Annotated in this window: 20 protein-coding genes; 17 read left to right on the forward strand and 3 right to left on the reverse strand. The window is 60.2% G+C overall.

Annotation, left to right across the window (positions count from 1 at the left end):
* The first annotated feature begins 119 nt into the window (after nt 1-119).
* The 8 genes from ACA043_RS00710 to ACA043_RS00745 all read left to right on the forward strand — a co-directional run bounded on the left by ACA043_RS00710 (nt 120) and on the right by ACA043_RS00745 (nt 9,291).
* Nucleotides 120-1,016: a TauD/TfdA dioxygenase family protein gene (locus tag ACA043_RS00710; protein WP_401264657.1), complete on the forward strand. Its 897-nt coding sequence runs from the start codon at nt 120-122 to the stop codon at nt 1,014-1,016.
* Nucleotides 1,017-1,034: 18 nt separating this feature from the next.
* Entirely contained in the window at nt 1,035-2,060 is a 1,026-nt protein-coding gene (locus tag ACA043_RS00715; RefSeq protein ID WP_007957722.1) for an ABC transporter substrate-binding protein, read from the forward strand.
* 5 nt (nt 2,061-2,065) lie between these two features.
* Nucleotides 2,066-2,926: an ABC transporter ATP-binding protein gene (locus ACA043_RS00720; RefSeq protein ID WP_497615871.1), complete on the forward strand. Its 861-nt coding sequence runs from the start codon at nt 2,066-2,068 to the stop codon at nt 2,924-2,926.
* 20 nt (nt 2,927-2,946) lie between these two features.
* Nucleotides 2,947-3,813, forward strand: coding sequence for an ABC transporter permease (locus tag ACA043_RS00725; RefSeq protein WP_187680315.1), 867 nt, complete (start codon nt 2,947-2,949; stop codon nt 3,811-3,813).
* Nucleotides 3,814-3,966: 153 nt separating this feature from the next.
* Nucleotides 3,967-4,884 carry a LysR family transcriptional regulator gene (locus tag ACA043_RS00730; RefSeq protein WP_187680314.1) on the forward strand — a complete coding sequence of 306 codons (918 nt, stop codon included), beginning with the start codon at nt 3,967-3,969 and terminating at the stop codon, nt 4,882-4,884.
* Between the two features lie 221 nt (nt 4,885-5,105).
* The gene (locus tag ACA043_RS00735) at nt 5,106-6,644 is read left to right on the forward strand and encodes an MFS transporter (protein WP_497658426.1); all 1,539 of its coding nucleotides are present in this window, start codon (nt 5,106-5,108) and stop codon (nt 6,642-6,644) included.
* A 26-nt stretch (nt 6,645-6,670) separates the two neighbouring features.
* Entirely contained in the window at nt 6,671-7,741 is a 1,071-nt protein-coding gene (locus tag ACA043_RS00740) for an HlyD family secretion protein (protein ID WP_489879607.1), read from the forward strand.
* A complete protein-coding gene (locus tag ACA043_RS00745) occupies nt 7,738-9,291 on the forward strand; it encodes an efflux transporter outer membrane subunit (RefSeq protein ID WP_497658427.1) in 1,554 nt (517 codons plus the stop codon). Before ACA043_RS00740 ends, ACA043_RS00745 begins: the two co-directional genes overlap by 4 nt.
* Here ACA043_RS00745 and ACA043_RS00750 read toward each other — a convergent pair.
* The gene (locus tag ACA043_RS00750; RefSeq protein ID WP_497658428.1) at nt 9,272-9,961 is read right to left on the reverse strand and encodes an NYN domain-containing protein; all 690 of its coding nucleotides are present in this window, start codon (nt 9,959-9,961) and stop codon (nt 9,272-9,274) included. The genes ACA043_RS00745 and ACA043_RS00750 overlap by 20 nt on opposite strands.
* A gap of 578 nt (nt 9,962-10,539) precedes the next feature.
* Between ACA043_RS00750 and ACA043_RS00755 the strand changes: the two genes are divergently transcribed.
* Together ACA043_RS00755 and ACA043_RS00760 are read left to right on the forward strand one after the other, a co-directional pair.
* Nucleotides 10,540-11,001 carry an aminoacyl-tRNA deacylase gene (locus ACA043_RS00755; protein WP_497658429.1) on the forward strand — a complete coding sequence of 154 codons (462 nt, stop codon included), beginning with the start codon at nt 10,540-10,542 and terminating at the stop codon, nt 10,999-11,001.
* Nucleotides 11,002-11,118: 117 nt separating this feature from the next.
* A complete protein-coding gene (locus ACA043_RS00760) occupies nt 11,119-11,364 on the forward strand; it encodes a DUF2789 domain-containing protein (RefSeq protein ID WP_497658430.1) in 246 nt (81 codons plus the stop codon).
* Nucleotides 11,365-11,367: 3 nt separating this feature from the next.
* Here the strand turns inward: ACA043_RS00760 and ACA043_RS00765 are convergent, their stop codons facing one another.
* Nucleotides 11,368-11,649, reverse strand: a complete 282-nt coding sequence (locus ACA043_RS00765) for a type II toxin-antitoxin system RelE/ParE family toxin (RefSeq protein ID WP_497658431.1) — start codon at nt 11,647-11,649, stop codon at nt 11,368-11,370.
* On the reverse strand, nt 11,646-11,924 hold the full coding sequence (locus ACA043_RS00770) for an antitoxin of toxin-antitoxin stability system (protein WP_497658432.1): 279 nt from the start codon (nt 11,922-11,924) through the stop codon (nt 11,646-11,648). Before ACA043_RS00770 ends, ACA043_RS00765 begins: the two co-directional genes overlap by 4 nt.
* 199 nt (nt 11,925-12,123) lie before the next feature.
* On the opposite strand from ACA043_RS00770, the gene ACA043_RS00775 reads away from it, so the two are divergent.
* From ACA043_RS00775 to ACA043_RS00805, 7 genes are all read left to right on the forward strand, one after another.
* Nucleotides 12,124-12,552 carry a MarR family winged helix-turn-helix transcriptional regulator gene (locus tag ACA043_RS00775; protein WP_187680307.1) on the forward strand — a complete coding sequence of 143 codons (429 nt, stop codon included), beginning with the start codon at nt 12,124-12,126 and terminating at the stop codon, nt 12,550-12,552.
* A complete protein-coding gene (locus ACA043_RS00780; RefSeq protein ID WP_497658433.1) occupies nt 12,549-14,612 on the forward strand; it encodes an FUSC family protein in 2,064 nt (687 codons plus the stop codon). Before ACA043_RS00775 ends, ACA043_RS00780 begins: the two co-directional genes overlap by 4 nt.
* Nucleotides 14,609-14,818, forward strand: coding sequence for a DUF1656 domain-containing protein (locus tag ACA043_RS00785; RefSeq protein WP_187680305.1), 210 nt, complete (start codon nt 14,609-14,611; stop codon nt 14,816-14,818). The genes ACA043_RS00780 and ACA043_RS00785 overlap by 4 nt, the downstream gene beginning before the upstream one ends.
* A complete protein-coding gene (locus tag ACA043_RS00790; protein ID WP_401264682.1) occupies nt 14,815-15,702 on the forward strand; it encodes an efflux RND transporter periplasmic adaptor subunit in 888 nt (295 codons plus the stop codon). The genes ACA043_RS00785 and ACA043_RS00790 overlap by 4 nt, the downstream gene beginning before the upstream one ends.
* Nucleotides 15,699-17,141 (forward strand): efflux transporter outer membrane subunit, encoded by a 1,443-nt coding sequence (locus ACA043_RS00795; RefSeq protein WP_401264684.1) that lies wholly within the window; start codon nt 15,699-15,701, stop codon nt 17,139-17,141. The genes ACA043_RS00790 and ACA043_RS00795 overlap by 4 nt, the downstream gene beginning before the upstream one ends.
* A gap of 93 nt (nt 17,142-17,234) precedes the next feature.
* Nucleotides 17,235-17,870 carry an NADH:ubiquinone oxidoreductase subunit N gene (locus ACA043_RS00800; RefSeq protein ID WP_187680302.1) on the forward strand — a complete coding sequence of 212 codons (636 nt, stop codon included), beginning with the start codon at nt 17,235-17,237 and terminating at the stop codon, nt 17,868-17,870.
* A 292-nt stretch (nt 17,871-18,162) separates the two neighbouring features.
* Nucleotides 18,163-19,668, forward strand: a complete 1,506-nt coding sequence (locus tag ACA043_RS00805; RefSeq protein WP_497658434.1) for a YdgA family protein — start codon at nt 18,163-18,165, stop codon at nt 19,666-19,668.
* Nucleotides 19,669-19,839: the final 171 nt, after the last annotated feature.

A 19,839-nucleotide genomic window follows, 5' to 3' on the forward strand; every position in this document is an offset into this window, starting at 1 on the left:
TCCCCTGCGTACCTGCCGACCAATCGGCGCGCCGCACGACCTGAACCAACACGCAATCCAGCGTGAGTTTCTGATCGACGCGCGCGCCCATGAGCGCGCCGTGCGTGGGAGATTGAAAGATGTCCGCAGCCACTGCCACCCCAAGCGCCGCGACCGCCGCGCCGCAAACCTTCGAAATTCGCCCGTTCAGCGGTGCCGTCGGCGCCGAGATCATCGGCCTCGACCTGACCCGTCCGGTCAACGACCAGGACTTCTCGCGCATTCACCGCGCGCACCTCGATCACCACGTCGTGGTGTTCCGCGAGCAGCGCATCACCCCACAACAGCAGATCGACTTCAGCCGCCGCTTCGGCGTGTTGCAGATCCACGTGCTCAAGCAGTTCCTGCTGGCCAACCACCCGGAAATCCTCATCGTTTCCAACATCGTCGAGAACGGCCAGAACATCGGTCTGGGCGATGCCGGCAAGTTCTGGCACTCCGACCTTTCCTATAAAGAGCTGCCGAGCCTCGGCTCGATGTTGCACGCGCAGGAGTTGCCGTCGGAGGGTGGCGACACTTTGTTTGCCGACATGCACAAAGCCTGGGACAGCCTGCCCGAGGCGCTGCGCAAAGCGGTGGAGGGCCGCTCGGCTGCGCACTCCTACACCGCGCGTTACAGCGAAACCAAATTCGAAGGCAACTGGCGCCCGACTCTGACCCCGGAGCAACTGGCTCAGGTCGCGGAAGTGGTCCATCCGATCGTCCGCACCCATCCGGAAAACGGCCGCAAGGCGTTGTTCGTCAGTGAAGGCTTCACCACACGCATCGTTGGCCTGCCGCACGACGAGAGCAAACAACTGCTCGCCGAGCTCTACGCCCACAGCGTGCTGCCGCAAAACATCTACCGCCACCAATGGCAGCCCCACGACATGGTGTTCTGGGACAACCGTTCCCTGATCCATCTCGCCGCCGGTTGCCCTGCGCACCTGCGCCGCAAGCTGTATCGCACGACCATTCAGGGCGACGCGCCTTTCTGATTTGCCGGAGATTCGATCATGTCCAAACGTCTTCCATTTGCGCCGCTGGCCGCGGCCATCGGCCTCGGTTTCAGTCTGATTGCTGGCAGCCTGGTGGCGCCGACCGTGGCTCACGCCGAAGGTGAAATCCGCATCGCCGAGCAGTTCGGCATCGTCTATTTATTGCTCAACGTGGTGCGCGATCAGGGCCTGATCGAGAAGTACGGCAAGCAGGAAGGCCTCGACATCAAGGTCGACTGGACGCAGTTGTCCGGTGGCGCGGCGGTCAACGACGCGCTGCTTTCAGGCTCCATCGATATTGCCGGCGCTGGCGTCGGCCCGCTGCTGACCATCTGGGATCGCACCCACGGCAAGCAGAACGTCAAAGCCGTGGCCTCGCTGGGCAACTTTCCGTACTACTTGGTGAGCAACAATCCCAAGGTCAAGACCATTGCTGATTTCACCGAGAAGGATCGCATTGCGGTACCGGCGGTGGGCGTCTCCGTGCAGTCGCGCTTCCTGCAATACGCGGCCGCCAAGCAGTGGGGCGACAAAGAATTCAATCGTCTCGACAAATACACCATCGCCGTTCCGCACCCGGACGCCACCGCTGCACTGATTGCCGGCGGCACCGAGCTGACCGGGCATTTCTCCAACCCGCCGTTCCAGGATCAGGCGCTGGAAAACCCCAACGTGCATGTCGTGCTCAATTCCTACGACGTGCTCGGCCCGAACTCGCCTACGGTGCTGTTCGCCACCGAGAAATTCCGCAACGAGAACCCGAAGACTTACAAAGCCTTCGTCGAAGCGCTGACCGAAGCTGCGCAATTCGCCCAGAACGATAAAGGCGCGGCGGCCGACACTTACATCCGCGTGACCAAAGCCAAGATCGACCGCGCCGCCTTGCTGAAAATCATCGACAACCCGCAGTTCGAATTCAGCGTCACGCCGAAAAATACCTACCCACTGGCCGAATTCCTCTACCGCGTCGGCGCGATCAAGAACAAGCCTGAATCGTGGAAGGACTACTTCTTCCAGGACGCCAAACCGCTGCAAGGGAGCTGACCAAGATGAATGCCCCTTTGCAAGGCCACGCGGCCAGCAACCCGGTCGCCACGGCGCAAGCGCTGTTGGCGGTCGACCAGGTCAGCCTGGAATACCGCACGCCGCAACGCGTCGTCCGAGCGACTCACCAGGTTAGTTTTGAAGTCGATCAACAGGATCGCTTCGTGCTGCTCGGCCCATCCGGCTGCGGTAAATCCACCTTGCTCAAAGCCGTCGCGGGGTTCATCCAGCCTTGCGAAGGCGAGATCCGCCTGCAAGGCCAGCGCGTTGATGCGCCGGGGCCTGACCGGATAGTAGTTTTTCAGGAATTCGATCAACTGCCGCCGTGGAAAACCGTCAAACAGAATGTGATGTTTCCACTGCTCGCTTCGCGCACGCTGAAGAAAAAACAAGCTGAAGAGCGTGCGCTGCACTATCTGGAAAAGGTCGGATTGGCGGCGTTTGCCGATGCTTATCCGCACACGCTTTCCGGCGGCATGAAGGCGCGTGTGGCGATTGCCCGGGCGCTGGCGATGCAGCCAAAAATCCTGCTGATGGACGAGCCGTTTGCCGCACTCGATGCGCTGACCCGACGCAAGATGCAGGAGGAGTTGCTGCTGCTCTGGGAAGAAGTGCGCTTCACCCTGTTGTTTGTCACGCACTCGATCGAAGAGGCGCTGGTGGTCGGCAATCGCATCCTGTTGCTGTCGCCGCATCCGGGGCGGGTGAGGGCGGAAGCCCATAGCCATCAATACAACCTGCGAAGCCTTGGCGGTGTGGCGTTTCAGGAGTCGGCACGGCGCATTCATCGGCTGTTGTTCGATGAAGGCCAGTCGCCGGAAACCGAGCTCGACCATGACTTCAACGACATTCGCATCGCTTATTGAGCGGCCTGGAGGATTGCCCGATGAGCCAATCATCATCTGTAAGACATGAATTCGAAACCGTGCTGCAGCCGCTGACCAGCGTACCGGTCGAGCGCGAATTACCTATCGGTCAACGCTTGTGGCAACAGGGCTGGCTGCGTAAAAGCCTGATCCTGATTTTGCTCGCGGTGCTGTGGGAAATCGTCGCCCGGGTGCAGAACAACGATCTGCTGCTGCCCAGTTTTGTGCAGACCAGCCATGCGCTTTACGACGGTCTGCTCAGCGGCGAATTGCTGGGCAAGGTGTGGATATCGCTGGTGGTGCTGCTCAAGGGGTATCTGATTGGCATTGTCCTGGCGTTTGCCCTGACCACGTTGGCGGTGTCGACGCAGTTTGGTCGCGATCTGTTGAGCACGTTGACCTCGATGTTCAATCCGCTGCCGGCGATTGCCCTTCTGCCGCTGGCCTTGCTGTGGTTTGGGCTGGGGCAGAACAGCCTTATTTTTGTGCTGGTGCATTCGGTGTTGTGGGCGCTGGCGCTGAACACTTACGCGGGTTTTCTCGGTGTTTCGGAAACCCTGCGCATGGCCGGGCGAAATTACGGTTTGAAGGGCATGCGTTTTGTACTGTTTATCCTGATCCCGGCGGCGCTGCCGTCGATTCTCGCCGGGCTGAAGATTGGCTGGGCGTTTGCCTGGCGTACGTTGATCGCCGCTGAGTTGGTGTTCGGTGCGACCAGCGGCAAGGGCGGGCTGGGCTGGTACATCTTTCAGAATCGCAATGAGCTGTACACCGACAAAGTGTTCGCCGGGTTGGCGGTGGTGATCCTGATCGGGTTGCTGGTGGAGAACCTTGTGTTCGACACGCTGGAACGGGTGACCGTCAAGCGGTGGGGGATGCAGCGCTGATTTGTCGCGAGCAGGCTCGCTCCCACATTTGAAATGCATTCCCATGTGGGAGCGAGCCTGCTCGCGAAAGCGTCGGTCCGGCCACCGCCTCATTAGCTGAATGTTTGCTAGCATTGCGTGCAGATCAATCCAGATCAGCCATGAGTGCTCAGCATGCAACTCCCGGACATGAACCTTCTGGTCGCCCTCGACGCCTTGCTCGACGAGGGCAGCGTGGTGGGCGCCGCGCGGCGAATGAACCTCAGCCCGGCAGCCATGAGCCGAACCCTGACGCGCATTCGCGAAGCCATCGGCGATCCGATTCTGGTGCGCGCCGGCCGGGGCCTGGTGCCGACACCCAAAGCATTGGAGTTGCGTGAACAGGTGCGTGATGTGGTCGAGCAGGCCGCGCTGTTGTTCCGTTCGGCGGACACTGTGGAACTGGGCAGTTTGCGTCGGCGCTTCAGCATTCGCGCCAATGACTTTTTCATCGGCGTGTACGGCGGCAAACTGTTCGATACCCTCGACCAGCAGGCGCCGCACTGTGAACTGCGCTTCGTCCCGGAAGGCGATGGCGACGATGAAGCGCTGCGAGAAGGCCGGATCGACCTGAGCGTCAGCAACACCCGCCCGGTGACCCCGGAAGTAAAAGTGCAGAACCTGTTTTCCACGCATTTCGTCGGCCTGGTGCGCGAGGATCATCCGCTGCTCGACGGCGAAATCACTGCCGAGCGTTATGCCGGTTTCTCCCACATCAGCATGTCGCGGCGTGGCATTGCGCGTGGGCCGATCGATACGGCTCTGAATGCGCTTGGGCTGGAGCGGCGAGTGGCAGTGATTGCGCCGAGTTTTCATGCGGCGATGTTTGCTCTGCCGGATTCCGACCTGATCCTGCCGGTGCCCAAGGAAGCGCTGTTGAGCGTGCGGCGGTTGGGCTTGAAGCTGCGCTCCTTCAACCTGCCGATTCCGTTGCCGACCCTGATGCTGACCCAGGCCTGGCATCCGCGCTTCGACAAGGACCCGGCGCACCGTTGGTTGCGTGAAACCCTCAAGACTTGCTGCGATGAGACCTGGCTCGCCGCGCAACCCTAATCCCACAATCGACACAAACCCCTGTAGGAGTGAGCCTGCTCGCGATAGCGGTGTATCAGTCAACGTAGATATCGACTGAAACGATGCCATCGCGAGCAGGCTCATTCCTACAGGGTTAATCGTTGTGTTTGACACACTTATACCCTGCCAATAAGTCAATTTTCGTCAGCACTAAGCCCGACTAAGATGCTCCGGTATTTTTCCCTCCGGAGTTTGCATTCATGACATCCCTGACGGTCCCGGCGCCAATGGCCGCGACCAGCCCGGCGACGGCGGCCGCGCCACCGGCATTCGGGGCGCGGATCATCATCGGCCTGGTCGGCGTGCTGGTCGCGGTGCTGGTGTCGGGCCTCAACGAGATGGTGACCAAGGTCGCCCTGGCCGACATTCGCGGCGCGCTGAACATTGGTTACGACGAAGGTACCTGGCTCGTCGCCAGTTACACCGCCACCTCGGTCGCGGCCATGGCGTTCGCGCCGTGGTGCTCGGTGACGTTCTCGCTGCGCCGCTTCACCCTCTGCGCGATCAGCCTGTTCACCTTGCTCGGCGTGCTGTGCCCCTTTGCCCCGAACTACGAAAGCCTGCTGCTGATGCGCACCCTGCAAGGTCTGGCTGGCGGCGCGTTGCCGCCGATGCTGATGACCGTCGCCCTGCGCTTCCTGCCGCCTAACTTCAAACTTTATGGCTTGGCCGGTTACGCGCTGACGGCCACCTTCGGCCCCGGCCTTGGCACGCCGCTGGCGGGGTTGTGGACCGAATACGTCGGCTGGCAATGGACGTTCTGGCAAATCATCGTGCCGTGCCTGATCGCCATGGTCATGGTCGGTTACGGTATCCCGCAGGACCCGCTGCGGCTGGAGCGCCTCAAGACGTTCAACTGGAAAGGCCTGCTGCTGGGTTTTCCGGCGATCTGCATGCTGGTGATCGGCCTGTTGCAGGGTAATCGGCTGGACTGGTTCGAGTCGGATCTGATCTGCGCACTGCTCGGCTCGGGGTCGCTGCTGCTGGTGGCGTTCCTGATCAACGAGTGGTCGCAGCCGATTCCGTTTTTCAAGTTGCAGATGCTCGGCATCCGTAACCTGGCGTTCGCGCTGATGACCCTGGCCGGCGTGTTGGTGGTGCTGCAAGCGGTGGTGTTGATTCCGTCGAGCTATCTGGCGCAAGTGCAGGGTTATCGCCCGGTGCAGACCGCGCCGATCATGCTGATCGCTGCGTTGCCGCAGTTGATCGCGCTGCCGCTGGTGGCGGCGCTGTGCAACCTGCGCTGGGTCGATTGCCGCTGGGTGCTCGGGACGGGTTTGAGCATGCTGGTGCTGTCCTGCCTCGGTGGCTCGCTGCTGACCTCGGAATGGATTCGCGACAACTTCTACGTCCTGCAATGGCTGCAGATCTTCGGTCAACCGATGTCGGTACTGCCGCTGTTGATGCTCTCCACCGGCAGCATCCAGCCAACGGACGGGCCGTTTGCCTCGGCCTGGTTCAACACCGTGAAAGGTCTGGCGGCGGTGGTCGCCACCGGGGTGCTTGAGGCGCTGACCACGGCGCGTCTGCATTTTCACTCGACCATGCTGGTCGACAGCCTCGGCAACTCACCGTTGGCCGACCGCAGCGATCCGGGCCTTGCCCATCGCCTGCATGAACAGGCCGTGGTGCTGACTTCTTCTGATCTCTATGTGTGCATGGCCGGCGTTGCAGTGGCGCTGATCCTGCTGATTTTCTGGCTGCCGACGCGGATCTTCCCGCCACGCGCGCCGACCTGATTGCTGTACTGAAAATGAAGGTTTTTATGACGACTCAAGCAAAGCAAAAACTCGCGGTGGCCGTCGCCGCTGCGCTGGCGGTGGGCGTGCTGTTGTATCTGGCGGTGCCCGGCCTTTTTGGCAAACGTACCCAGCAAAATACCAATGACGCTTTCGTCTCCGCTGATTTCACTTTAGTTGTGCCGCGCGTGGCCGGTTTCATCAAGGAAGTGTTGGTAGAAGACAACCAACGGGTACAGGCCGGGCAGTTGCTGGCGTTGATCGATGATCGTGATTTGCGTGCCGCCGCTGAGGCCGCGGATGCGCAAACCCTGGTCGCGCGCGCGCAGTTGCAGAACGCCAAAGCCACGCTCGAACGCCAGACCTCGGTGATCGCTCAGGCGCAGGCCTCGGTGGTCTCGGCCAAGGCTGAAATGGCGTTTGCCCAGCAGGAATTGAATCGCTACAACCACCTCGCCGGCGTGGGTGCCGGTACAGTACAGAACGCGCAGCAGGCCCGTACGCGTATCGATCAGGCCTCCGCGCGGCTGGACACGGCGAGCGCGAAACTGGCGGCCGAGCGCAAGCAGGTTGAAATCCTCACCGCCCAGCGTAATGCCGCTGAAGGTACGTTGAAACATGCACAGGCGGCGCTGGAAATCGCCAGTTTCGAACTCTCCTACACGCGCATCACCGCGCCGCAGGACGGCATGGTCGGCGAGCGTGCCGTGCGCGTTGGCGCCTATGTGACGCCGGGCAGCAAGCTGCTGGCGGTGGTGCCGTTGCAGCAGGCCTATGTGGTTGCCAACTTTCAGGAGACGCAATTGACGGACGTGCAACCGGGCCAGCAAGTGCAAGTGCGCGTCGATAGCCTTGGTGGCGAGGCACTGAGCGGCCGCGTCGAGAGTATTGCGCCAGCGACCGGCGTGACCTTCGCGGCGGTGAAGCCGGATAACGCCACCGGCAACTTCACCAAAGTGGTGCAGCGGATTCCGGTGAAGATTGTGCTGGAGCCTGGGCAGCCACTGGCCGAGCGGTTGCGGGTGGGGATGTCGGTCGAGGCGAGTATCGATACGCGTAGCTCGGCGAAATCGGTGCGCGAGGTGACTCAGCGATGAGCTTCTTTGAACGAACTGACGCCTTCGCGAGCAGGCTCGCTCCCACAGGAGAAACGCATTCCAAAATGTGGGAGCGAGCCTGCTCGCGAAGAGGCCGCTGGCAGCAACTCGCTTTGGGTGCCCTGCTCGCGGTAAGTCTCAGCGCCTGCACCGTCGGCCCTGACTTCCAAAAGCCTGAAGCCACGCAAATCGCCGACTGGGCAAAACCCGCCAAATCCGCCCCCAGCCGAGTCGTCAGCGAACCGCTGAACGAACGCTGGTGGGAAGTCTTCAACGACCCACAACTCTCGGCCCTGACTCAACGTGCCGTGCGCAGCAACCTCGACCTGCAACTGGCCAGCAGCCGCCTGCAACAAAGCCGCGCCGCGCGTCAGGTAATCACCGCTGATCGCTACCCCAACACCGCCGCCACCGGCAGTTACGCACGCAAGCGCAACAGTGGCGAGGGCTTGAACGATCCGTCCGGGCACAACGGCGATTCCGCGTTCAATCTGTGGGACGCCGGTTTCTCGGCCTCGTGGGAGCTGGATTTCTGGGGCCGCGTGCGCCGCGAAACCGAAGCTGCCGATGCCAACCTCGAAGTTGCCGAAAACGACCGTCGCGGAGTGCTGCTCGCCGTCCTCGCCGACACTGCGCAGAACTACATTCAGTTGCGCGGCGTGCAGAACACCCGCGCCGTCACCGAGCAAAATCTCGACGTTGCCCGCCACAGTCTGAAGCTCTCACAGCTGCGTCTGAATGATGGCGTGGCGACGGATCTGGACGTCGCCGAAGCCGCCGCGCAAGTTGCGGCCATCGAATCGCGCCTGCCGGCGCTGGAACAGCGTCAATCGCAACTGATCAACGCCATCAGCTTATTGATGGGTGAGCCGCCGCAAGCCCTGGCCAAGGCGTTATCCACAGACGCGGCGGTGCCGCAGTCGCCGCTCACGGTCGCCATCGGCTTGCCGTCGCAACTGGCCGAGCGCCGTCCGGACATCCGTCAGGCCGAAGCGCGGCTGCATGCGGCCACCGCCAACATCGGCGTGGCCAAGGGCGATTTCTATCCGCGCATCACCCTGTCCGGCAACCTCGGCTCGCAAGCGATGCAGTTGAGTGACTTCGGTTCGTGGGGCTCGCGCGCGTTCGGCATCGGCCCGCAATTCAGCCTGCCGCTGTTCGACGGCGGCCGCCTGCGCGGCATGTTGCACCTGCGCGAAGCCCAGCAACAGGAAGCGGCCATCGGCTACCAGCAAACCGTACTGCGCGCCTGGCACGAGATCGACGATCAACTGACCGCCTACAACGCCAGCCAGCGTCGCCGCGACAGACTCGCCGAAGCCGTGCGCCAGAACCAGATCGCCCTGCGCACCGCGCAACAGCAATACGTCGAAGGCGTGGTCGACTTCGTCAACGTGCTCACCGTGCAGAGCGCGTTGCTCGCGACTCAGGAGCAGTGGGTGGAAAGCTCCACCGGGGTTTCGCTGGCGATGGTCGGGTTGTACCGGGCGTTGGGTGGGGGATGGGAGTCGGTGTATCCGGCAGAAGTTGTTACCAATAATCCGGCTTGATCGCGGGTTTTTTGTGGGTGGGCACCCGGTCTGGGAATTGGTGCAGTAGTAACTCTTCAGTGGTGATGAGCCGTCGTAACCAATGCGAGTGATCTTTCAGAGAACCGGGAGGTGGGCGGCTGGATCCAGCGCGATGAGGAAGTACGACCCCAATGGTGATATCGGGAAAGTCCTCACGTAATGCTTTCAAGACCGGTGTCATATCAGTGTCGCCAGTCACCAGGACAATTTGTTCAATACGCTGGTCAGCATAGAGCGCACGTTGTTGGCTTGCGGTGCGATACATACTGATTGCGATATGAACGTCGGTTTCTTTTTCTTCCAGTTTCCAGATATCGACTTTGTCTTGGCGCGACGCCTGCGTATTCCGATCAACAAACCTTGGTGCTTTTGCAGGCTCCAATTGATGGCGACCAAAATGCACGGCGACGCTGGTAGCTCGTAAAGCTCTTACATACGTATCTTGAGCTTCCTTTGATACTCGCCCGCGCGTCGCCAGTTGGGGCTTGATGGGAGAGGTGAAGTAATCAATCGAAATGACTGAACTATGCGGATTTTCAACGTGTGCGATGTGCGTAAGCAGGCTCTTCAAGTTCAGCCATTTATAAGGCGTGCCAGCAAGCAATCCGTAGAAAAGGTTATAGCCATCGACAAAGAACGCAGTGCGCACAAAGATATTCCTCAGAAACGAAAAAACCGGCCTGGGCCGGTTTTTTCATCCCCAACTGCCAGCGAACTGAATCGCTACGTACGGGGTTGAGTAAGGCAATCCTAGATTGAGTACGCCATGTGGGTCAATCCATCATATGAACGTCATCTTACTCAGTCGGGATTTCACCAGCGCCGGTTGGTCAGTTTTGTTGGTTCTCCTGGTTAATGGTCAAGTCATTCGAGAGCTTCTGTATTAGCAGTTGTTACGTCTGAGACGTAGCACGCCTCTGTTTGTCGCTCATTTCATTTCCGGAGAAAGGCGTTTCCTGCATCTATGTAGGAAAAAACATCAGGACTACGTTCATGTAACAGGCTGGTGGCGTTTGCGTGAGATCAGTTGGTTTTGAAACATTACATTTCAGAGCAATGATGGCTTTACCCCCCCCCCCGCTGTCGTTGACTGATATGAGCCTCACGCTGGCTGAATGTTGATCAATGCGCTGATGTGTCCAGTGGGCGGATTTCCCTGCGCCAGCGGTGTGCCGAACTAGACTCAAAGACACGGCAACAGCGTTCAGCGCAACACCGAGGTGCATCATGCGTATGGCCAAAAAGGTGCAAAGCAGCCTGACCCGGGCGCATTGCGAATATGACATCGTCGCCCACCGGCATTCGTCCAGCAGCCTCGAAACCGCAAGGGTTTCCGGGGTGCCCGCCGAGCGCGTGGCGAAATCGGTGATCCTCGACGACCACCGCGGGCATTACCTGATGGCGGTGCTGCCGGCCAGCAGTCATCTTGATTTGACCAAGGTGCGCAGTGGCGGCGAATGGCAGATCACCCGCGAGAGCAATCTGGCGCACATCTTCGACGACTGCGAGCGCGGCGCGGTGCCGCCGCTGGGGGATTCCTATGGGTTGGACATGGTCATCGACCCGCTGCTGACTCGGCAGAAGGATATTTATCTGGAAGCCGGCAACCACGCCTATCTGCTGCACATGAGCGTGCCGGAGTTTCTGAAAATGGTGCCGCATGCTGAGGTGCGGGAGTTGAGTCATTAGTTTCGCTGCCGCCTTCGCGAGCAGGCTCGCTCCCACAGGGGGATTGCGTTCAATCTGTGGGAGAGAGCCTGCTCGCGAATCATTTTCCAGGCCCCACGTGTCTGAAGGAGTTCATCCATGGAAAACCCAACCCACAGCCTCCCATCCCTGTTCAAACAACTCGGCCTGGACAACGACCCCACCGGCATCGAGCAATTCATCGCCACACACTCCCCACTCAAACCCGAACTGCACCTGGCGGATGCGTTTTTCTGGAGCAAGAGTCAGGCAGGTTTTTTGCGCGACGAGATTCTGGGTGATGCCGATTGGGCGGAGGTGGTGGATCAGTTGGATGTGTTGTTGCGTAAGGGGCGGGCGGGTTAACCACTACGTTGAAAAGGGCCAGGCCCGCGCTGTATGAACCAGCGCCATTATCCAGATTGCATCTCGATCTGGCTGATAGACAAGACGATAACTGGGGTGGGGAATTATTTCGCGAGTGCCGGCAATGATGCCGACCGGGCCGATATTGGGGTTTTGGGATATTCGGAAAGCCGCTTCAGTGAAGCGGCGATCCATTTCGAGGGCCGCTTGTGGATTTGCGGCGTGGAGATAGTCCCAAATATTTTCACGATCCTGCACAGCTTTTTTAGTCCAGATAATCTTCATCCTTGATTTTCTACTAGCCTGCGCCTGGCGGCGAATTGTGCTTCAACTTCCTCGTTGGACAGGCCGTCACCCGCTGCCATTTCGTCTCTCGAGAGGTCGACCTTGCGTTGTAAAAAGGTCTCGTACTCGCGGGCTTCCTGTTGAGACCGAACAAACTGACGCATCATTTCGCGCATGATCTGCGATGCAGGTCTATGCGACGCCTCCGCCTCTGCCATGAACTGGTCGCGCAGCTCGGGCTCGAGCTTCATTGTGAAAACGGCTTGTTTGGACATCTCTGGACTCCATAAGAGGCTTGGTACTAACGAGGTATATACAACGTTGGTATGAATTTAGGAACTTTCAGTCACTACTTGCGACCAACGGGGCAATTTGTTTCAAAACTTGACTGATTTTCCCCTCCAATGCGATATTGATAGTTAGCAAACTAACAGTGTGCATTTTCTCGTGCCCGATACCCTCGACGCTCTCCAGATGAACATCAGCAGTGCCATGGTGGTGGCCGCCAGGCATTGGCGGAAGATCTGCCAGACCACGCTGGTCAATTACGGAATCTCCGAAGCCTGCGCCGTGCCGTTGTTGATGATCGGCCGGTTGGGTGAGGGCGTGCGTCAGGTGCAGGTGGCGCAGGCGGCCGGGATGGAGAGTCCGTCGCTGGTGCGTCTGCTCGATCAGTTGTGCCATGCCGGGTATGTCTGCCGCACTGAAGATGCACAGGATCGGCGCGCCAAATGCCTGAGCCTGACCGACACCGGCCGTGAACTGGTGCAGGCAGTGGAAATCGAACTGGTGCGCTTGCGTCACGAAGTGCTCGAAGGGATCGATCAGAGCGATCTGGAGGCTACGCTTCGGGTACTCAGAGCTTTTGAGGCGGCCAATCCGCCGTTGGTGGTTAATTCTTGAACGGTTTTTTCACTGGCATTCCGCCGGCCCGGGACTGGTTCTACGGGGTTCGTACTTTTGCAGCGTCGATGATCGCGTTGTACATCGCCATGCTTATGCAAATGCCACGTCCGTATTGGGCGATGGCCACGGTGTACATCGTCTCCAGCCCGTTTCTCGGGCCGACCAGTTCCAAGGCGTTGTACCGCGCCGTCGGCACTTTTCTCGGTGCCGCAGCGGCGGTTTTTTTCGTGCCGATGTTTGTGCAGAGCCCTTATGTGCTGGTGGTGGTGATCGCGTTGTGGACGGGGATTCTGCTGTTCCTGTCCCTGCATCTGCGCACGGCCAACAGTTACGCGTTGATGCTCGCCGGATATACCTTGCCGCTGATCGCCTTACCGGTGGTGGATAACCCGCTGGCGGTGTGGGACGTCGCGGAAGCGCGCACCGAAGAGATTTTCCTCGGCATCGCCGTCGCCGCCGTGGTCGGTGCGATGTTCTGGCCGCGTCGCCTGGCGCCGGTGTTCAACGATGCCGTGAGCAAGTGGTTCACCGATGCTTCGACTTACAGCCTGAAGTTTCTCAGCCGTGACGTGCAGCCCGAAGAAGTCACCGCCCTGCGCATGGCCATGGTCGCCAGTTTCAACAGCCTCGAATTGATGATCGGCCAATTGCCCCACGAAGGCTCTCGGCCGCAAACCGTGCGTAACACCAAGGAGTTGCGCGGACGGATGATTCATCTGCTGCCAGTGATCGATGCGCTGGAAGATTCGCTCTACGCCCTCGAACGGCGCGCGCCGGAACTGGTGGCAAAATTCGCGCCGCTGCTGGCCGCGACCCGTGAATGGCTCAGCCATCAGGATGCCGATCTCGACCGCTGGCAAGCGCTGAAAGACCAACTCGAAGCCCTGCAACCGAGCGCGCAAGCGCTGGAAGATCGCAAGCAATTGTTGTTCTCCAACGCCTTGTACCGTCTCGGCGAATTCATCGATTTGTGGCAAGACTGCCGCAGTTTGCAGGACGCGATTCTCTGCGAGCGGCAGGACAGCTGGCGCGCGGTGTATCGCCACTGGCGTCTTGGTCGGCTGACGCCGTTTCTCGACCGTGGGTTGATGATGTACTCGGTGGCCTCGACCATTCTGGCGATCATCGTCGCCTCGGTGCTGTGGATTCTGCTCGGCTGGCCGGACGGCGGCAGTGCGGTGATTCTGGCGGCGGTCGCGTGCAGCTTCTTCGCCTCGATGGACGACCCGGCGCCGCAGATTTACCGGTTCTTTTTCTGGACGGGCATGTCGGTGCTGTTCGCCAGTCTCTATCTGTTTCTGATTCTGCCGAACCTGCATGACTTCCCGATGCTGGTTCTGGCGTTTGCCATCCCGTTCATCTGCGTCGGCACGCTGACGGTGCAGCCTCGCTTCTACCTTGGCATGCTCCTGACGCTGGTCAACACCTCGTCGTTCATCAGCATTCAGGGCGCGTATGACGCGGACTTTTTCGCCTTCGTGAACTCCAACCTGGCGGGGCCGATGGGGCTGTTGTTCGCGTTTATCTGGACGCTGGTGGCGCGTCCGTTCGGCGCCGAGCTGGCGGCCAAGCGCCTGACCCGGTTCAGTTGGAAAGACATCGTCGACATGACCGAACCGGCGAATCTGGCCGAACACCGGCAATTGGGCGTGCAACTGCTCGATCGCCTGATGCAGCATCTTCCGCGTCTGGCCCTGACCGGCCAGGACACCGGCATCGCCATGCGCGAAGTGCGCGTGGGCCTGAACCTGCTTGATTTGCTCGCCTATACCCCACGCGTGAACGGCGTGCCGAAGACGCTGTTGCAGCAAGTGGTCGCCGAAGTCGGCGAGTATTTCCGCGCCTGCCTCAAGGCTGGCGAACGCCTGCCAGCGCCGAGCGGTTTGTTGATGACTCTGGACCGCACCCGCCGCGCGCTCAATGGCCATGGCGACGAAGAAACCCGACTACATCTGTTGCACGCCTTGAGCGGTTTGCGTCTGGCGTTGCTGCCGGGCGTCGAATTCGTTTCCAGCGCCGAGCCCGAAGAACCGCTGCCCGATGGAGCGCCCCTATGATCGGTGATCTGGACATCAGCGGCATTTTCCTGCCGACCCTGCTGGTGTTGATGGGCATCACTTATGTGCTGTTTCTGCTGGTGCACAGCGTGCTCACGCGGCTGCACTTTTACCGTCTGGTCTGGCACCGGGCATTGTTCAACGTGGCGCTCTATGCCGTGCTTTTGTACGGCGTGGACTCACTCAGTCGATACCTGATGACATGAAAAAACCGTTTTTGACTATCGGTCGCGTGGTACTCACCCTGCTGATCGTGACTTTTGCCGTTGTCCTCGTCTGGCGCATGGTGATGTATTACATGTTCGCCCCCTGGACCCGTGACGGCCACATCCGTGCCGACATCATCCAGATCGCGCCGGACGTGTCCGGGCTGATCCAGCAGGTCGAGGTGAAGGACAACCAGTTGATCAAGCGTGGCCAGGTGCTGTTCAGCATCGACCAGGACCGTTTCAAACTGGCCCTGCGTCAGGCTAAAGCCGCCGTTGCCGATCGCGAAGAAACCCTGGCGCAGGCCCAGCGTGAAGCCAAGCGTAACCGTGGCCTGGGCAATCTGGTGCCGGCCGAACAGCTTGAAGAAAGCCAATCGAAAGTGGCCCGCGCACAATCGGCATTGGCCGAAGCCATGGTCACGGTGGACAGCGCCCAACTCAACCTTGATCGCTCGGTGATCCGCAGCCCGGTGGACGGTTACGTCAACGACCGCGCGCCGCGTACGCAGGAGTTCGTCACCGCCGGGCGCCCGGTGTTGTCGGTGGTCGACAGCAATTCCTTCCACATCGACGGCTATTTTGAAGAAACCAAACTCGACGGCATTCATGTCGGCCAATCGGTGGATATCCGCGTGGTCGGCGATCGCGCCAAGCTGCGTGGGCATGTCGAAAGCATCGTCGCCGGCATCGAGGACCGCGACCGCACCAGCGGCAGCAACCTGTTGCCCAACGTCAACCCGGCGTTCAGTTGGGTGCGGCTGGCGCAGCGGATTCCGGTGCGCATTGCCTTTGATGATGTGCCGGCGGACTTCCGCATGATTGCCGGGCGTACCGCCACCGTCTCGATCATCGACGATCAAAAGCAGGAGCCCGCGCAATGAACAAGGCCCTGATGATCGCCGGGTTGGGTGTGATGCTCTCGGCCTGTCAGATGGTCGGGCCGGACTATCAGGTGCCCGATGACGCGGCGATTCAGCGCAAGGACTTTCAGGGCGAACTGGCCGTAGCGGGCAAACCGGTGGTGTCGGCGCCGGTTCCGGCGGACTGGTGGCGGTTGTACAAGGATCCGCGACTGGATCAACTGGTGCAGCAGGCCATGGCCTCCAACACTGATCTGCGCGTGGCGGCAGCGAACCTTGCGCGGGCTCGCGCGCAAGTCGATGAGGCCGAGGCGGCCGGTGGCTGGAGCGCCGGCGTGAAGATGGGCGCCCAGCGTTTGCAGGAATCCGGTCAGGCGTTTTTGCTGCCGGAAAAAGTCCCGGTCGACAACGTCGGCGATATTGGCATCAGCGCTTCTTATCAGTTCGATCTGTGGGGCACTCTGCAACGCGGTATCGAAGGCGCGAAGGCTAACGCCGATGCGACTCAAGCGGCGGCTGACACTGCACGCATCACCTTGGTGGCCGACGTAGTTCGCGCCTACACCCAGGTTTGCGCGGCTAATGAAGAACGGGAAATTGCCCAACATTCCCTCGACCTGCAATCACAAAGCACCACGCTGACTCAGCGCTTGCGTGACGCCGGGCGTGGTGATGAAACCCAGGTCACTCGCTCGCAAACCCAATTCAAATCCCTGCGCGCCGAGCTGCCGCGCTATGAAGCGGCGCGTCAGGCCGGGCTGTTTCGCCTGTCGATGCTGCTGGCCAAACCGGTCGATCAGTTGCCTGCCGGCACGGCGACCTGCGCCGAGTTGCCGAAAATCGCCCAATTGGTGCCGGTCGGTGACGGCGCCGCGTTGCTCAAGCGTCGCCCGGATATTCGCCAGGCCGAACGTCGACTGGCCGCTTCGACTGCGGGCATCGGCGTCGCCACCGGCGAGTTGTATCCAGACATCAGCATCGGCGCGACCATCGGCACCGTCGGTCTTATTGACGACTTGGGTGATCCATCGACCAACCGCTGGGGTTTCGGCCCCTCGCTGAGCTGGAAAGTCCCGACCAACGGCGCCCGCGCGCGAATCCGCGAAGCTGAAGCGTCGACCCAAGGCGCACTGGCGCATTTCGACGGCGTGGTGCTCAACGCCATTCGCGAAACACAGACCGGTCTGGCCCAGTACAGCGCGTTACTGCAACGCCGCGATGCCCTGGCCGACGCCGAGCAGTCGGCGAAACTCGCCGCAGACCAGACGCACCGCTTCTTCCAGGCCGGGCGCGAGTCGTTCCTCGCCGACCTGCAAGCAACCCGCACCTACACCGATGTCACGGCGCAGCTGGCCGCCGCCAACACGCAAGTCGCCATGAGCCAGATCGATTTGTTCCTCGCTTTGGGCGGCGGCTGGGAAAGCGGACGAACGCAAGCTTCAAGCCCGAGCAAACCCTGAGGCCATAGCTATGCTTTGAAGTGTTGAAGGGGCGCCCCGTGCAAAGCGCCCCTTCAGCGCACATTGCTAGCGCTGGTCTAGGGGAAACCAATAATGAAAAACCCTTACGCTCTCGGCTTCTGGTGCGCCCTCGTAGCGTTGGTGCTGCTCTCGGCCACCTATTTTTACGGCATCATGCTGGCCCACCAGATCGACAAGGCCATGGTTTTCCTCGACAGCGCCGTCGCGCTGATTGCGGTCATGGCAATCGTGGTGGTGGCTTGGGCATCGCTCCAGGTTCAGCGGGTGAAGAAGCGACAACTTGAACAGGGCAAGACCCTGGTGCTGATCTGGGACACCAAAGTTGCTCTGCGCAAGGTCGAAACCGTGTTCGACCGATATTTCTGGGGCAGCTACTGGCAGCCCGGCCGGACTTTCGCCGAAGTCATGGGCGAACTCACCGGCACGCCGCTGGAAAAAAGCCTCGAAGCGCTGAAGAAGCAGTGTCTGGAGCTCGACAAGCAGATCGACAGCGAAGGTTGGCACTGGCTGAACAATGCCCGGGAATTGTCCGACGTCGCCACGGCCATGGCCCGCGAACGCTATCAACTGGATTTCTGCGACCCACGCGCCGATGGGCCGGGCGGGGCGGTGATTGATCGGGATTTCGAGGTGCTGGTGTATACCTGGACGGCGCGGCTGAAGAGCTTTGATCATCAACTCGATGAGATCGAGGTTCAGTATTCATGATTTTTGGCTGAATCATCTGGCCCCTTCGCGAGCAGGCTCGCTCCCACAGGTACAGTATTGTCCTTGTGGGAGCGAGCCTGCTCGCGAAGGCGGACTGAAAAACACTGAAACTCTCCCGACCTGTCGACTGTCCACACTCCCCATAGACACTCTTTCACCTTTAAACATTGGGCCGTCTCCCGCGCCCAGTGCTAATCTCCACCGCTAAATTCAGCGGAGTCGAGCCGCAACCCGGTCACGGGTTCAGGGAAGACGACCACACTTTCAGCCACGGAAATCGATCAGGTCATTCATGAATAAATCAGCAGGCGTGCTACTCGGAATTGTTGTTGCCATCGGCGCGATCAGCGCAGGCGGGGCCTGGTACACCGGGACCAAGATCGAAGGCGTATTGAACAACGCCGTCTCTAACGCCAACAAAGAACTGCAAACCGCCATGGCCGGTTCCAACGGCACCGCGTCGCTGGAACTGGTGTCGCTGGAGCGCCATACCTTCACCAGCACCGCGCACTATCGCCTCAAGGGTGAAGGCGAGATGTTTGGCGATGCGCCGGTCGAGCTGCTGTTCGTCGACCACATCGAGCACGGCCCGCTGCCGTTCTCGCGTCTGGTGTCGCTGAAATGGCTGCCGGTCATGGCCACCAGCAACTACCAGCTGGAAAAGAATCCGGCCACCGAAAAATGGTTCGCCGCCACCAAGGGCGCTGACCCGCTCAAAGGCGTAACCAACATCGGCTACGACGAGTCCACCACCAGCACCGTCGACCTGCTGCCACTGGAAACCGCGCTGGATGAGCAGTCGAGCCTGAAGTTTTCCGGCCTGACCCTGAACATCTCCGCCAGCGCCCAGGCACAGAAGGTCAAGGCTGATGGCTACATGGACAGCCTGAAACTGGTGACTGTGGCTGAAGATCAGGCGCCGGTGCAGATTGAACTCAACGGTCTGACCCTGGCGAGCAACCTCACCAAGAGCAGCTACGGCTACTACACCGGCAACAACACCCTGGAGCTGTCCAACAGCAAAACCACCTTCGGCACCAAGCAATCGGTGCTCGGCGTGAAGAACTTCGAAATGAAGAACCTCACCGAAGAAAACGGCAGCAATGCGTCCGGCCGTGCTGACTACACGGTGGGTGAAGTAACGCTCAACGACAAGAAAATCGGTTCGGCCAGCATGGCCATGAGCCTGAAAAACCTCGACATTCCGTCGACGATGTCACTGATGCAGATCTACCAGACCAAACTGCAGCCATACGAAAAAGCCGCCGCCGAAGCCACGGCAGCCGGCCTGCCGGCACCGGAGCTGAACCTGACCGAAGCCGAGTCGGCGCAGGTCAAAGCCGATCTGCAAAAACTGCTGGCCGCTGGCCCGCAAGTGGCGCTGGAGAATCTGTCGCTGAAAACCGCCAACGGTGAGAGCCGCGCGAATCTGGTGATCGACCTGACCAAGCCGCAATCGATGGATCTGCCGCCGGATCAACTGGGCAAACAACTGATCGCGTTGCTTGATCTCAATATCACCGTGTCCAAGCCGATGCTGATTGATCTGCTCAGCGTGCAGGCGCAACTCGATGGTCAGACTGATGCCAAAGCCATCGTCGATGGGGCTACCGGCGCGGCCGACATGTTCTCCGGGATGGCGGTCGGCTCGCAGTTGGCGATCGTAGAGGGCACCAACGTTGTGACCAAGCTGCATTACGCCGCCAATCAGGTGGAATTCAACGGCCAGAAGATGACCGTCGAGCAGTTCGTCGGCTTCCTGATGAGCAAGTTCGCGGGCGTCACGCAAGTGCAGTAATACTGCGCTCTTAATAGAAACGCCCGGCCTCTGTACCCACAGACGCCGGGCGTTTTGCTGTCTGGCGTTCGGCTTTTCGGTGTCGCGGCCGAGCCGCCGGCCGATTCTGAACAATTATTGTGTTCTGAATTTCGGTCCTCGCTTGCATGCAAACTGCCTGACTAAGCTTGG

It is taken from the genome of Pseudomonas sp. LBUM1648, from assembly GCF_059716145.1.